The sequence below is a fragment of the Mesorhizobium sp. WSM4842 genome, assembly GCF_055901575.1.
In genome coordinates, this window is record NZ_CM148372.1 from 4,537,299 (window position 1) to 4,550,700 (window position 13,402).

Here is a 13,402-nt window from a genome sequence, read left to right on the forward strand (position 1 = left end):
TTGCCGTATCCGCCCAGCAAGCCAAAGAGGGTGGAGTCCGCGGCTGGCGAGGACCCCGGCGCGACAGATCTAGCGGTGGCCGTAGCCACCATTGCTTTCGATGTCGGCGTCGATCTCGTCGACCGCCGCGTCAAGCGTGTCGGCCACGTCGGCACCATTGGCGATATCGGCCAATGACTTGGTGAAGACCTTGGCCTGGACCACGTAACCCGGGGTGACCGGGCGCACCAGAGCTTGTGCTTTGGAGAGGTCGAAGAACACCGCGAGCGGGCCGCCATCCTTGTAGTTCTTCGTCATCTGCGCCGCCGAGGGCGTCGGCGGGATCAGGCCGATGCCGTCGGAGAAGGCGGCCAGGTACTTGTCCTGCGCGGCGAACTTGATGAACTCGGCAGCGCCTTCCGGATGCTTGGACTTGGCCGAGACGCCGAACTGCCAGGATCCCGCGCCGATCTTGTTGCCGGCGCCGAAATCGGGGGCTGGAAGGAAGACAACGTCATCCACGGCTTCCATCGTTGCCACCGCGCGCCAATTGCCGTTCCACTGGAAGGCGAACTTGCCGCCGATGAAACCGGTCTGCTGATCGGCCGGGTCCTCACTGGTGCCCGGCGCATAGCCTCCGGTGAACAATGATTGCCACCACTTGCCAAAGGCCTGCGCAGCCTCGCCGTTCAGCGCGCCTTCCGCGGTCTTGTAGGTCGAACGGTCGACAATGTCGCCGCCGAAGCTCTGCAGGAACGGCGAGAAGGCATAGGAGTACCACTCGGCCTGGTCGTTCATGCCGAGATCAAGGGCGAATTCATATTTGCCGGAGGCCTTGGCGGCATCGAGCGCGGCCATGAATTCCTCTCTCGACCAGGGCTTGTCGAGGGTCGGGGTGCGCAAGCCCAATTCATCCAGCGTCGATTGGCGTGCAAAAAGCGCCACCGCCGCCTCCCACAGACCGACCGAATAGAGCTTGCCATCCCACACGCCTTTGGTGCCGGGCAGGAAGTCGGCGAACTCGCTCTCGTCGATCGGCAGCGGCTGCAGATAGCCGGCCCAGGCCCAATTGGGCATGACGGGCCCGTCCACATCCAGGATGTCGGGCAGGTTGCCCGCCAGGGCCGCCGCCGCAACGGAATCGTTGTAGCTCTTCTCGGGGAAGCTCTCGATGGTCACCGTCCAGTCGGACTGGCTGGTGTTGAAGTCGGAGATGATCTGGTTGAGGATTCGCGACTCCACCTCATTGCCGGCGCCGTGATACCACATGGTCAACTTGGTCTGCGCCAGCGCCGGCACACACAGACAGGTCGACGCGATCACCACACCGGCAAGGTGTTTTGTCAGGTTCATCGGTTATTCCTCCCTTTTGACTTTAAGGTCGCTGGCTGGATCCAGGGTCATCCCCGAGGCCGCCATGACAGCGGGCTGGGAAGCCAGGGCTCAGTTTCGGGTCGGCCGCTACGGGCCCTTGATGGGGTCCAGCAATGTTCGCGGAAGCCGGACGCATTTGCAATTGCGCAGTTTCATCTGGTCTGAGCAGGAGGTCGACGGCGATTTCCCCTCGTCAGTTCGCGGGCCACTGAGATAGCAGTTCACCTAGGACGATTTTATCGTCCGTCAACTTTCTCCCGGCCGCGTTCAATGTGCAGCTCGAGCGATTCCAAGGGTAGACAGCGCTTAGTGATGTGTACCCAGCTGCCTGGCGAATCGCATGAACCGGGTCATGGCAAACCTGGCCATGAGGCGGAAGTTCGAAGCGTCGGCGGCTGCGAAGCGGATGGTAGCTTTGTACCGGAAGCGGGTATTGGTGGGCGATGCAGGGATTGAACCTGCGACCCCACCCGTGTGAAGGGTGTGCTCTCCCGCTGAGCTAATCGCCCGCTCGTTGCCCGAAGGCCAAGCGCGCCGCGATATAAGGCCGGCCGGCCGGGGAAGTCAAGGCGATGTCCGGGCGTTCCGACGAAGACCGAATGCAACTCCGCCGGGAGCGACCCGGTCGCCGTCGTTCAGTGCCCCGCAGCGGCAATCAGGCGTTCGGCCAGACCAAGCGTCAGCGCATCGAAATGCGAGATCACCGCCGATGGTTCGAATTCGCGCACATGGCGGTCGGTGTAGCCGAAATCGACCGCCACCACGGGAATGCCCGCGGCTTTCGCCGTATCGATGTCGGTCTGCGAATCACCCACCATCAGCGCGCGGTGCGGATCGCCGCCGGCCAGCACGATGGTTTCGGTCAGATGGCGCGGGTCGGGCTTGCGGAACGAAAACGTGTCCTGACCGCAAATCGCCGCGAAATGCTTCGCCAGGCCGAGCGCCTCGATCAGCGCCACCGAGTTGGCTTCGTACTTGTTCGTGCAGACGGCCAGGAGATAGCCGGCTGCTTCGAATCGGGCGATCGTCTCGACGACGCCGGGGTAGGGGCGCGATTTGCCCGGGATGTTGTCGGTGTAGTGATCAAGGAACAGCTTTAGCAATCGGTCGTGTTCCTCCACTGCCAGCGATCTTTGCTGCGCGGCATGCGCGCGCTCGATCATCACCCGCCCGCCATGGCCGACGAAACGCTTGAAGCCGGCCTCGTCGACGGCTACCAGTTCGCTGGCGGCAAGGCTGTGGTTGAGGCTGTCGAGCAGGTCTGGCGCTGTATCGATCAGCGTCCCGTCGAGGTCGAACACGATGATCGGTCGGGTCATGGCCTGTCCTGTGACGATTGCGCTGCCGGCAGGCGATAGCCGCTTCAGCCCATCCAGGCAAGCAGTGCTTGGTCAATCCACAGGGCAAAGTCTTTGACCGGACGGGCAAAGATGCTAGGAGCGCCGATACAAATTTTGGGGCGCGACATGGATGCGAGACAATTGAAGGTCGAAGCCGCACGGGCAGCGCTCGCCCATGTGAGCGACGGCATGCGGCTCGGCATCGGCACCGGCTCGACGGCCGAAGAGTTCGTCCGGCTGCTCGCCGAAAAGGTCGCCACCGGCCTCACCATTATCGGCGTGCCGACCTCGGAGCGCACCGCCATCCTTTGCGGCGAGCTTGGCGTGCCGCTGTCGACGCTGGAAAAAACGCCCGAACTCGACCTTACCATCGATGGCGCCGACGAGATCGATCCGGCGCTGACATTGATCAAGGGCGGCGGCGGTGCGCTGCTACGCGAAAAGATCGTAGCGGCGGCTTCCGCTCGGATGATCGTCATTGCCGACCGTTCGAAGATGGTCGAGACGCTCGGCCGTTTTCCACTGCCCATCGAGGTCAACCCGTTCGGCCTGCGTGCCACGGAAATCGCGGTCGCCGCGGCGGCCGAAAGGCTCGGCCTTTCCGGTCCCGTCACATTGAGGATGACGGGTGGGCAGCCTTTTGTTACAGACGGCGGCCACTTTATCCTCGATGCATCTTTTGGCCGCATTCCGGATACAAGAGCGCTTTCGAATGCTCTCCATGCCATTCCGGGCGTGGTCGAGCATGGTCTTTTCATCGGGCTGGCATCAGCGGCCATCATAGCCGGCGACGGCATCCAAACCGTCCATGCCGCCCGAAAACCAGGGAGTTCTATCGATCATGACGTTGCATAACCGGGTTCGCCGTTTTTCTGCCATTCTGGCAGCTTCAGCCGTCTTTGCGTTTTCATCGCCGGCGTTCTCGCAGGACGTCACCGACGGGCATCTGAAGGCGGCCCGCGCCGCCGTCGCGGCGATCCACGCGACGGACCCGTTCGACAACATCCTGCCGCAAGCCGCCGCCGCGCTTCAGCAGCAGCTTATCCAAAAGAACCCGGACATGCAGGAGCTGATCGGCAGAACGGTTAGCGAAAAGGCTCTGGCGCTGGCCTCGCGCCGCGCCGATCTGGAGAAGGAAGCAGCCATGGCCTACGCCAAGGTATTTTCCGAAAAAGAGCTTACCGAAATCGCCGCTTTCTACAATTCCGATTCCGGCAAGAAGCTGCTCGACAGCGGCCCGGCCGTGACACGTGACCTGCTCAAGGCGGCCGACATCTGGCAGAACGGCGTCGCTCGCGATCTCGCCCAGCAGGTCGGCGAAACGCTGGCCGCGGCAGCGAAGGCCGCCGCGCCGGCCGCACCGGCGAACGCCGCGGCTCCTGCGGCTGGTACGGAGCCGGAAGCACCGAAGAACTGAGCATATTTCCCGGCGGCGTTATCGCTGCTGGACCGGAAAGCCCGGCGTCCGTTGCGCGTCCGACAGCATGCGCAGCGTGGTGGTCCGGGCTTTTCTTTCGGTGGTTTGCAGCCTACCTGTCTCAAACATTTTGAAGGGCAAGGAGCCGCACCATGGCCGGTTACGACTACGATCTTTTCGTCATCGGCGGCGGCTCCGGCGGGGTGAGGGCGGCGCGCATGGCGGCGGCACTCGGCAAGCGCGTCGGCATTGCCGAGGAATACCGTTTTGGCGGCACCTGCGTCATTCGCGGCTGCGTGCCGAAGAAGCTCTATGTCTATGCCTCGCAATTTCCCGAACATTTTGCCGACGCCGCAGGTTATGGCTGGACCGTGCCGCAGGCGAGCTTCGACTGGCAGACATTGGTTGCCAACAAGGATCGCGAGATCAGCCGGCTGGAAGCCATCTACAGGAAGAATGTCCAAGGTGCCGGCGGCGAGACGTTTCAGTCGCGCGCCATGCTGGTCGATCCGCATGTGGTGCATCTTCTCGGCGACGACCGCACCGTCACCGCCGACCAGATTCTCATCGCCACCGGCGGCCGCCCAGCGCCGCACCCGGCTCTGCCCGGCCACGAGCACTGCATCTTTTCCAACGAGGCCTTCGACCTCAAGGAATTACCGAACGCGATCATGATCGAGGGCGGCGGCTATATTGCCGTCGAATTCGCCAACATCTTTCACGGCCTCGGCGTCGACACAACGCTGGTCTATCGCGGCAAGGAGATTCTCTCGCGCTTCGATATGGATCTCAGGCGCATGCTGCACGAGACGATGGAAAAGAAGGGGATAAAAATCCTCTGCCATGCCGTATCCGAATGGATCAGGAAGCGCCCGGACGGTCGCCTCGATGCTGTCGTCACCGGCGGCAAGATACTGACGGTCGATCAGGTCATGCTCGCCATCGGGCGTCTTCCCAATACCGAAAACATGGGTCTTGAGGGCGTCGGCATCGAGATGACCAAGACCGGCGCTATCAATGTCGACCAATATTCGCGCACCAACATCGACAACATCTGGGCGATCGGCGACGTCACCAACCGCATGCAATTGACGCCGGTGGCGATCCACGAGGCGATGTGCTTCATCGAGACCGCCTTCAAGGGCAACCCGACCGCGCCCGACCATGATACAATCGCCACCGCGGTCTTTTCGCAGCCCGAGATCGGCACGGTCGGCCTGTCGGAAGACGAGGCGATAAAACGTTTTTCCGATATTGAGATCTACCGCGCCACCTTCCGGCCGATGCGGCACACGCTGTCGGGCCGCGACGAAAAAATGCTGATGAAGCTGGTGGTCGACGGCGCCTCGAAAAAAGTGCTCGGCGCCCATATCCTTGGGCCGGATGCCGGCGAGATGGCGCAGCTTCTCGGCATTCCGCTGAAGGCGGGGCTGACCAAGGATGATTTCGATCGCACGATGGCCGTGCATCCGACCGCAGCGGAAGAACTCGTCACCATGTACAAGCCGACCTACCGGGTGAAGGACGGCGAGCGCGTCTGACGTTTTGCTTTCGCCCGGACGGAACAGCCGCCGACACTGGGCAGCGATGTTGTGTCGCCGCTATTTCTGCCTCATGCGGCGAGGGAAGCGCAGCCATCTTTCCTCGACCGGCCTTGGGTGCTCGAGGATGGTGGTGAGCTCGACCGGCAGGCTCGGCGCCAGCGGCTTTTTGGTCGCGACGCCGTCCGCGATGGCAACGATGCTGTGGTAGAATTCGGCGCCTGAAAGCGACCTTGGCGGCACGGCCTCGTGCATGATCGAGATCACCGTGACGTCTGGACAATTGTCCTTGATCGCCTGATGGAAGGCGATCTTCCCTTCGGGGTCGAGCGCGCCGGTCGCTTCGTCAAGGAACAGCAGCCCGGGCTGCTGCAGCACGATACGAGCGACAACCAGCTTCTGTTTCTGGCCGCCCGAAAGCACCTGATCCCAGTTCATGCCCTCGCGGCTTTCATCGGCCATGTGTTCGATAAAATCGCCAAGGCCCGCTCTGTGCAAAGCCGATGCAACCTGCGTGTCGGTGTAATCGCGCTCTGAGCCGGGCAGGCAGACCAGTTGCTTCAGCGAGACCTGCTGCAGCTTGACCTCCTGGGCGGCATAGAAACTTTCGACCCCTTCCGGGAAGACGATGGTACCGCGGCCATAGGGCCACAAGCCGTTGATTGCCTTGATCAGCGATGTCTTGCCGCAACCCGACTCGCCCTTCAGGAACGTCCACTCACCGCGTCGGAAGCGCAAATTCGCAGCACTCAGGAACGGCGTGGCGTCCTCGCCCTGATGGGTCAGCTCGAGCTTCTGGATGGTCAAGCCGAAAACCGGGTTCTGGCGATCATAGCGGAAATCGGAGCAGCCGGTGAGACTGTAGAATTCCTGCGGGTGCTGGACGTTTTCGATCGCGTTGGCGAGTTCGGTCACGCGTTGGCTGTTGGCCCGCAGAGCCGCAATGGAAGGCATGACATGGATGAACCACGAACACTGACTGATCAGCGAGTTGACCATCTCGGAGCCGGTTATGTAGCCCTTGAGATCGAAACGGTTGTGGATGTAGGGGACGAGGCCCGGCCCGTAGGCGACAATGCGGGCGCCGATGAAATTGTAGACCAGCTCGAAAGAACGGTAGCCGGTGTTGACGATGTTCAGCCTTGCCCAGGTGCGGTCGATGTCGACATAAAGCCGGTCGTGCATCGTCTTTTGCACATTCTCGCCCTGTGAGGCGGCGACGTGGAAACTGCGACGCAGGAACGTCGTCAACTCGCCGCGATAACTGCCTTCGGACTGCTGCATCCGGATGTTGAGCCGCTCCAGCAGTCTGCCGAGCTTCACCGCGATCCAGGTGTTCAGCGGCACGTATATGGCGACCGCCAGGAAAGCCAGGACCGCGCTGCCATAGCTGCCGAGGAACTCCAGCCCTTTCACCTCCGCCGAGGTTTCAAGCAGTTTCCGGCCGACGAAATAAAGCGATGTGGCGACAGCCATGACCCCCATGGCGAGGCCGATGGCTCCGCCGGTCATGTCCTTGATCGATTCCTGGACGCGCTGGTCGATGTTGTCGGGAGCAGCAGTGCCGGAGGAACCATGCTGGGCATGGAAGTGCGTGTGATTGGTGTCGAGAAGCGCTTCGTTGAAACGGCTGTCCAGCCAACCGCGCCATTTGCGATGCAGCGTTGCGGAAACAAAGGTGCGGATGCCGGTAAAGCCCGCGTCCTTGAGCACGACCAGAAGGATGAGCATGCCGGCATTGGTGAGCAGCGATGCGAGCGGCGTGGTGTTCGCGGCATCGTGGTAAAAGGCGATCGAGTTGACCAGTTCCCCGGATGCTTCGGCGAACCAGACGCCGGCTTTGCTGGAGAGCGCGGTAAACAGCGCGATGACCAGCGTCAGCGTCCAGGCCTCCACCCAGCGGTCCGAGAACCAGTAGGCCCGCATCAGCCCCCAGAAGCTGCGCATCGAGGAAACCGGTGTCAGGAGCGGCGGCCTTGCGGCACCGCGGAGCCATTTTTCCGATATTGAATGTCGCTCTGGTCTACCGACCCGAATCACAATCCCGCCCAAACCTCTTTTAGTTTTGTTACAGACAGTAACACCAATTGATCATTTTCCATTATCTTTTCTCGGTCTGTGGAGGATTGAACCCCTAGCCGTTGCCATTAAGCAACAGCGGCAACGCCATGCGATGTCGTTCTCGAAGCAGATTATCTCTATAATTTCAATGAGTTGGTGGTTCATGCGGGCGGGCGCCAGCACCTTCCCCTAGGGAAAGCTTTTTGCACAGTTTTGTTATGGGAAGAGCGTGGTCGATCGGCCGATTTTTATGTTGCGGAAGACGAATCGACGCAAAGACGCGCCGTCATCCTTGTTGCCATATCGACCTGGCGGCAGCCGGAAAGTGACCGGAGGGCGTTGGCTGCTGTGGCAATGTCGCCAAACGCGCCTATGGAATGGCGTCTATCAGTTCGCTTTCTCCAACTCGCCCCGCGCCTTTGCCGCCGCGACCTGGCGAATGGCGTCGGTGAGCGTGTCAACGTCTTGCGCGCCCATCACCGCATACTTGCCCTCAAGCAGGAAGCACGGCACGCCCGTGATACCCATGCGCGAAGCAGTGGCGATTTCGGTGCGCACCGCCTCGACATCGGCGTCCGTCGGCAAAAGCGTCTCGACCACGGACGCATCCATACCGGCCTCGCGGGCGGCGTTGATCAGTACGACATGGTCGCCCAGATTGGCGCCTTCCTCGAAATTCAACTGGAACAGACGCCGCACGAGCCGGTTCTGCATGACCTCGCCGGCGGCGCCAGCCCAGCGGATGACGCGGTGAGCGTCCAGCGTGTTGGGCGCGACCTTGATGGCGGCGAAGGCGAAGTTGATCCCCTCGGCTTCGCCCAGTGGCTCGATGCGGGCGTGGATCTCGCGGACGCGTTCGTCGCTGCCGAACTTGGCCACCATGTATTCGCGGCGATCCTTGCCTTCGGGCGGGATGGTCGGGTCGAGCTGGAACGGCCGCCAGCGTATGTGCACGTCGACATCGCTTGCCGCGGCGATCGCCTTGTCGAGTCGCTTCTGGCCGATGAAGCACCACGGACAGACGAAGTCGGAGACCACATCGACGGTAATCGACTTCTCGTCGCTCATCTTGATCTCCTGTTCCGAAGAGGTCACTTCGGCTTGCGCCACCATGTCGGCAGTCGATAGCCGGATATGGGGGTCTTTTGCGGATGTTCCAGATAGCTCCAGTAGGCGAGCCATTGCTGCGTGTTGTGCTGCATCGGAACCATGTAGTGGCCGGAGATCAACAACCTGTCGAGGACCCGGACGGCGGCAACATAATCTTCGCGGCTGCGGGCGTCGAGCATCGCCTCTAGTGCGGCATCTATCGCCGGATCGGCGACGCCGGCAAGGTTGAATGACCCTTCGGCATTGGCGGCAGCTGATCCCCAGCGCCCGAGCTGCTCGATGCCCGGCGACAGCGAGTTCTCGAAGCCGCTGGTGCCGATCAGCACATCGAAATCGAAACGTTGCTTGCGCGACTGGATTTGGTCGCCGTCAAGGCTGCGGATGGTGACAGCGATGCCGATCTTCGCCAGCGTGCGCTGGTAGATGGCGGCAAGGCGCTCCTCGTTCTGAGAGGCGGTCAGGATCTCGAAGCCGAAGGGTTTCCCCTCGGGATCGAGCATCACTCCATCCTGCAAGGTATAGGCCGCGCCCTTCAATATGTCGAAGGCAGCTTTCAGCACCTTGCGGTCCTGGCCCGAGCCGTCGGTGACGGGTGGCTGCCAGGTGCCGTCCATGACATCGGCTGGCACACGACCCGGGTAGGGTGCCAGAAGCGCCTTTTCCCTGTCGTCGGCCGGATGGCCGAGCGCGGAAAGCTCGGAATTCTGCCAATAGCTCATGGTGCGCATGTACTTGCCGCCAAACAAGTTCTTGTTGGCCCATTCGAAGTCGTAGAGCATGCCGAGCGCGCGTCGAACGACCGGATTGGAAAACTTCTGCAGCCGTGTGTTGAACAGGAACCCCGTCACCACTGGCGGGATGCCGGTGTCGAACGTTTCGGCGATCACGTCGCCCTTGTGGAAGGCCGGGAAGTCGAGATCGCGCTCGCGCTTGACCGGATCGCTGTCGTCATCGATGGCGCAGATGCCTTTCTTGAAAGCTTCCAGCTTGGCGTTGGCATTGAGGAAATATTCTATGGTGATCTGGTCGTAATTGTCGAAACCGCGCTTGGCGGGGATGTCCTTGCCCCAATAATTTGGGTTGCGCTTGAACACGATGCGCTGGCCAGGCGCCACGTGCGCCACGGTGTACGGGCCGCTGCCGATCACAGGTTTCAGCGTGGTCCTGTCGAAGGTCTCCTTGTCGAAAGCGTGCTTCGGTACGATTGGCGTCATCGCGATAACCAACGGAGTCTCGCGGTTGGCCTTGTCATTGAATGTAAAGCGCACGCTGTGGTCGCCGATTTTTTCGAGTCTGGCGACCATGCTCATACGGGCGCTGTAGGGTGGCCGGCCTTTCTCGGTAAAGACGTCGTAAGTGAACAGCACGTCTTCCGCAGTCATCGGTTGGCCATCAGACCACTTGGCCCTCGGATCGAGGTGGAATTCGATGCTTTTGCGCTCTGGATCCATATCGGCAGTGTCGGCAAGCAGGCCATAAAGACTGAAGGCTTCATCGTCATTGCGCTGCATCAACGGCTCGAAGACGAGATTGCCGAAGATCCTATCGATCATGCCGCGTGCCGTCGTGCGCAGGCTTTTCAGGATGAATGGGTTGAGATTGTCGAAGCTGCCGACGACGCAATAGGTGATGCTGCCGCCCTTCGGCGCATCGGGATTGACGTAGTTGAAGTGCGTATAGTCGGCCGGCAGCGCCGGCTCGCCTTGCATGGCGATCGCGTGTTTCGGCTCCGATACAGCTGGCTGAAGCGAAAGTGTGATAAAAGAGATCGCGGCGATCAGCCAAACAAGAACGCGGCCCATGACCGTCTCCTTACTGGGTCGGCTTGATGATTCGGAGCGCACCCTAGCATGAGCCGGCCGCCTCCCGGTCAATCGCGCGTTCAAGAATTGCGAGTATCGGGCTGGATTCGGCACCGCTAGCGGTGTAACACGCCGTCCGAGTCATTCTGTTGCCTCATTTCGGCAACAGGTAGCTGGACCACACGGCGCGAAGAAGCCGGTCTTGGGATCATTTGAGAGGAAGTTCACGATATGACGAGCCTGAACAGCAACGCGTACCGCCTGTCGGTCCTGGCCGCCGGCGTGGTCGGCTTTCTGGGCGCACAACTTCCAGCAGCTCTTGCGCAGCAGCAACAGCAGATTCCGCAGGGTTGGTTCAAAGCCTGCACCAAGCAGGAAGACGTCGACATCTGCAATGTCCAGAACATCACCACTGCCGGTAACGGCCAGCTCGTCACCGGCGTCAGCCTGATCGAATTGAAGGGCAAGATAAACCGCAAGGTGTTCCAGGTGACGGTTCCGACCGGTCGCCTGGTTCCTCCCGGCATTGGCCTTCAAATCGATACCGGGAAGGCGCAGAAGCTCGATTATGTGATCTGCTTCCCCGACCGCTGCGTGGCGGAAGTGCCACTGACCGACCAGCTCGTCGCCTCCTTCAAGAAGGGTTCGAACCTGACGCTGACCTCGGTCAATTTCCAGAACCAGCCGAACCCGATCAAGATCGCGCTGACCGGCTTCAGCGGCGCCTTCGACGGGCCGCCGCTGCAGCAGTCGGACATCGAGGATCGGCAGAAGAAGCTTCAGGATTTCGTTGCCAAGAACAACCAGGACTTCGCCAAGAAGCTCAAGGAAGAGCAGGACAAGGCGAAGAGCGCCAACTGATCGCCCCTCAGGGGCAATTTCTCAAGCCAAGAGAAAAGCGGGGGCATGCCCCGCTTTTTTGTTGCGGCCGGCCATTTCTTGATCCCAATCAGGCCCCCAATCCCGTCAGGTCAATGTCTTGACTGGCGTCTCGGCTCGTAGCCCCCGTCCGGCCTCTTGTCGAACATCTCACCGATCTCCGGATGCCGCACCGGTTCGCCAGACTGATCCTCGAGCAGGTTCTGCTCAGACACATAGGCGATGTATTCCGTTTCCGAATTCTCGGCGAGCAAGTGGTAGAAGGGCTGGTCCTTGCGCGGCCGCACATCCGCGGGGATCGCCTCGTACCATTCGTCGGTGTTGGCGAATTGCGGGTCGACATCGAAAATGATGCCGCGGAACGGAAACAGCCGGTGGCGAACCACCTGTCCGATCGAGAATTTGGCTGTTTTCATCATCGTACTCACCACTAAGTCCTAGGAGTGCCGCGTCCTTGGAATGCGCAAAGACTCTCTAAGACTTTGAATTTACGCATTACGCTTCAAAAAATCGAGCCCGACTTATGGCTGATGCCTAGCCATCCTTGACGCAGACGCCGCATCAATTCAATGCCGAAGTGCTTGCCGAAGCGCTTGACGCCACGTCAAGCTACGGGCCAGCCCGCCCGGGGGCGTGCTACCGCCGGACCTGTTTCCTTAAGCCACCGGCGAGCGCCGCAAAACCACTGCCGGGCCGCAGCCCCTCGCGCATGAAAAAGGCGCGAAGCGGCGCGAAGCCGCCGAGCAAGCCGAGGCCGGCGCTGCGCGCCATCTGTGCCGGCAGCATGTCCGAGAGCAGCGACTTGTTGAGAAGGTTGACCGCGCCGCTGCGTGCCAGAATGTCGGGCCGCCGCCTGAAATCGTAAGCCGCGAGTGCCTTGACGGCACCTGGATCGGTTCTGTTTTCGCAAGCAATCCCAACAAGATCGTCGAGATCCCTGATACCAAGATTGAGACCTTGCGCGCCGATCGGCGGGAACACATGGGCGGCTTCGCCGACAAGTGCCACCCGGTTACGCGCGAAGCATCGGGGCGTCACGCCCGAAAGCGCGTAGATCTGCCGGCCCGGCTCGACAGACACCCGGCCCAGCATTGATTGCATCCGCTGTTCGACCCGCATCGAAAGTGTCGCATCGTCCAGCGCGACGAGTTCCTTCGCCGTTTCCGGTTCTACCACCCAGACAAGGCTGGACCGGTTGCCGGGCAGGGGAACCTGGGTGAACGGGCCGGTCTCGGTGTGGAATTCGGTCGAGGTGAAAGCGTGGTCGCTGCGGTGGCCGAAATTGAGAACCAGTGCCGCCTGCGGATAGGACCGGGCGGATGTCGAGATGCCGGCAGCCTCGCGGGCCGGCGACAGACGCCCGTCGGCAGCGACCGCCAGCGATGCTGCAACCTCGCTGCCGTCAGACAGGATCGCATGGGCATGATCGGCGTCGAGGCGCCAGGTCGCCACCATCGATTTTCGCCATTCAATGCCGGAATGCGCGGCTACGGCCCCGGCAAGTGTGGGATTGAGCGCGCTGTTGGGTAAATTCAGCCCGAACTGCTCCTCGCCGATTTCGCTGGCGCGAAAAATGACCACCGGGCTGCGGATCAGCCGGTTGGTTGCATCGACGATGCGCATAACCTTCAGCGGTGCGGCCTTGGACCTCACCTCATCAAGGACGCCCAACCGCTCGAGGATCTTCAGGGCTGGGTTCATCAAAGCCGTCGTTCGGCCGTCTTGGCCATTTGCCTCAGGTCCGACGAGCGTCACCGGAAAGCCGGCATCCGCGAAGCCAAGCGCTGCGATCAGCCCTGCCGGGCCACTGCCGGCAACCAATATCCGTGCTGTTTGCTGATGGTCCAAGTTCGCTTCCGGATTGTGATGCGAGGCGGTCGGTCCGACCTGATAAGCATA

Annotated in this window: 11 protein-coding genes and 1 tRNA gene; 4 read left to right on the forward strand and 8 right to left on the reverse strand. The window is 61.3% G+C overall.

What is annotated here, in order from left to right:
- Positions 1–69: 69 nt before the first annotated feature.
- From AC0NIE_RS21945 to AC0NIE_RS21955, 3 genes are all read right to left on the reverse strand, one after another.
- Complete coding sequence (locus AC0NIE_RS21945; RefSeq protein ID WP_473487358.1) at positions 70–1,332, reverse strand: ABC transporter substrate-binding protein; 1,263 nt, start codon at positions 1,330–1,332, stop codon at positions 70–72.
- 455 nt (positions 1,333–1,787) lie between these two features.
- Positions 1,788–1,862, reverse strand: a tRNA-Val gene (locus AC0NIE_RS21950).
- Between the two features lie 126 nt (positions 1,863–1,988).
- Complete coding sequence (locus AC0NIE_RS21955) at positions 1,989–2,672, reverse strand: phosphoglycolate phosphatase (RefSeq protein WP_123151353.1); 684 nt, start codon at positions 2,670–2,672, stop codon at positions 1,989–1,991.
- 147 nt (positions 2,673–2,819) lie between these two features.
- Between AC0NIE_RS21955 and rpiA the strand changes: the two genes are divergently transcribed.
- From rpiA to gor, 3 genes are all read left to right on the forward strand, one after another.
- Positions 2,820–3,548, forward strand: a complete 729-nt coding sequence (gene rpiA / locus AC0NIE_RS21960) for a ribose-5-phosphate isomerase RpiA (protein WP_123151354.1) — start codon at positions 2,820–2,822, stop codon at positions 3,546–3,548.
- Positions 3,535–4,110: a DUF2059 domain-containing protein gene (locus tag AC0NIE_RS21965; RefSeq protein WP_473487357.1), complete on the forward strand. Its 576-nt coding sequence runs from the start codon at positions 3,535–3,537 to the stop codon at positions 4,108–4,110. The genes rpiA and AC0NIE_RS21965 overlap by 14 nt, the downstream gene beginning before the upstream one ends.
- Before the next feature lie 152 nt (positions 4,111–4,262).
- Positions 4,263–5,651 carry a glutathione-disulfide reductase gene (gene gor, locus AC0NIE_RS21970; RefSeq protein ID WP_473487356.1) on the forward strand — a complete coding sequence of 463 codons (1,389 nt, stop codon included), beginning with the start codon at positions 4,263–4,265 and terminating at the stop codon, positions 5,649–5,651.
- A gap of 60 nt (positions 5,652–5,711) precedes the next feature.
- On the opposite strand, the gene AC0NIE_RS21975 is transcribed toward gor, so the two are convergent.
- The 3 genes from AC0NIE_RS21975 to AC0NIE_RS21985 form a co-directional block, all read right to left on the reverse strand.
- Positions 5,712–7,598 carry an ABC transporter ATP-binding protein/permease gene (locus tag AC0NIE_RS21975; protein WP_473487355.1) on the reverse strand — a complete coding sequence of 629 codons (1,887 nt, stop codon included), beginning with the start codon at positions 7,596–7,598 and terminating at the stop codon, positions 5,712–5,714.
- A 501-nt stretch (positions 7,599–8,099) separates the two neighbouring features.
- A complete protein-coding gene (locus tag AC0NIE_RS21980; protein WP_473487354.1) occupies positions 8,100–8,780 on the reverse strand; it encodes a DsbA family oxidoreductase in 681 nt (226 codons plus the stop codon).
- A 23-nt stretch (positions 8,781–8,803) separates the two neighbouring features.
- Positions 8,804–10,624 (reverse strand): extracellular solute-binding protein, encoded by a 1,821-nt coding sequence (locus AC0NIE_RS21985; protein ID WP_473487353.1) that lies wholly within the window; start codon positions 10,622–10,624, stop codon positions 8,804–8,806.
- A gap of 231 nt (positions 10,625–10,855) precedes the next feature.
- Here AC0NIE_RS21985 and AC0NIE_RS21990 point away from each other — a divergent pair, with 231 nt between their 5' ends.
- Entirely contained in the window at positions 10,856–11,485 is a 630-nt protein-coding gene (locus AC0NIE_RS21990) for an invasion associated locus B family protein (RefSeq protein WP_473487352.1), read from the forward strand.
- 110 nt (positions 11,486–11,595) lie between these two features.
- On the opposite strand, the gene hspQ is transcribed toward AC0NIE_RS21990, so the two are convergent.
- Both hspQ and AC0NIE_RS22000 read right to left on the reverse strand, forming a co-directional pair.
- Complete coding sequence (gene hspQ / locus AC0NIE_RS21995; protein WP_473487406.1) at positions 11,596–11,919, reverse strand: heat shock protein HspQ; 324 nt, start codon at positions 11,917–11,919, stop codon at positions 11,596–11,598.
- Between the two features lie 220 nt (positions 11,920–12,139).
- Positions 12,140–13,351 carry a UbiH/UbiF family hydroxylase gene (locus AC0NIE_RS22000; RefSeq protein ID WP_473487351.1) on the reverse strand — a complete coding sequence of 404 codons (1,212 nt, stop codon included), beginning with the start codon at positions 13,349–13,351 and terminating at the stop codon, positions 12,140–12,142.
- Between the last annotated feature and the right edge of the window lie 51 nt (positions 13,352–13,402).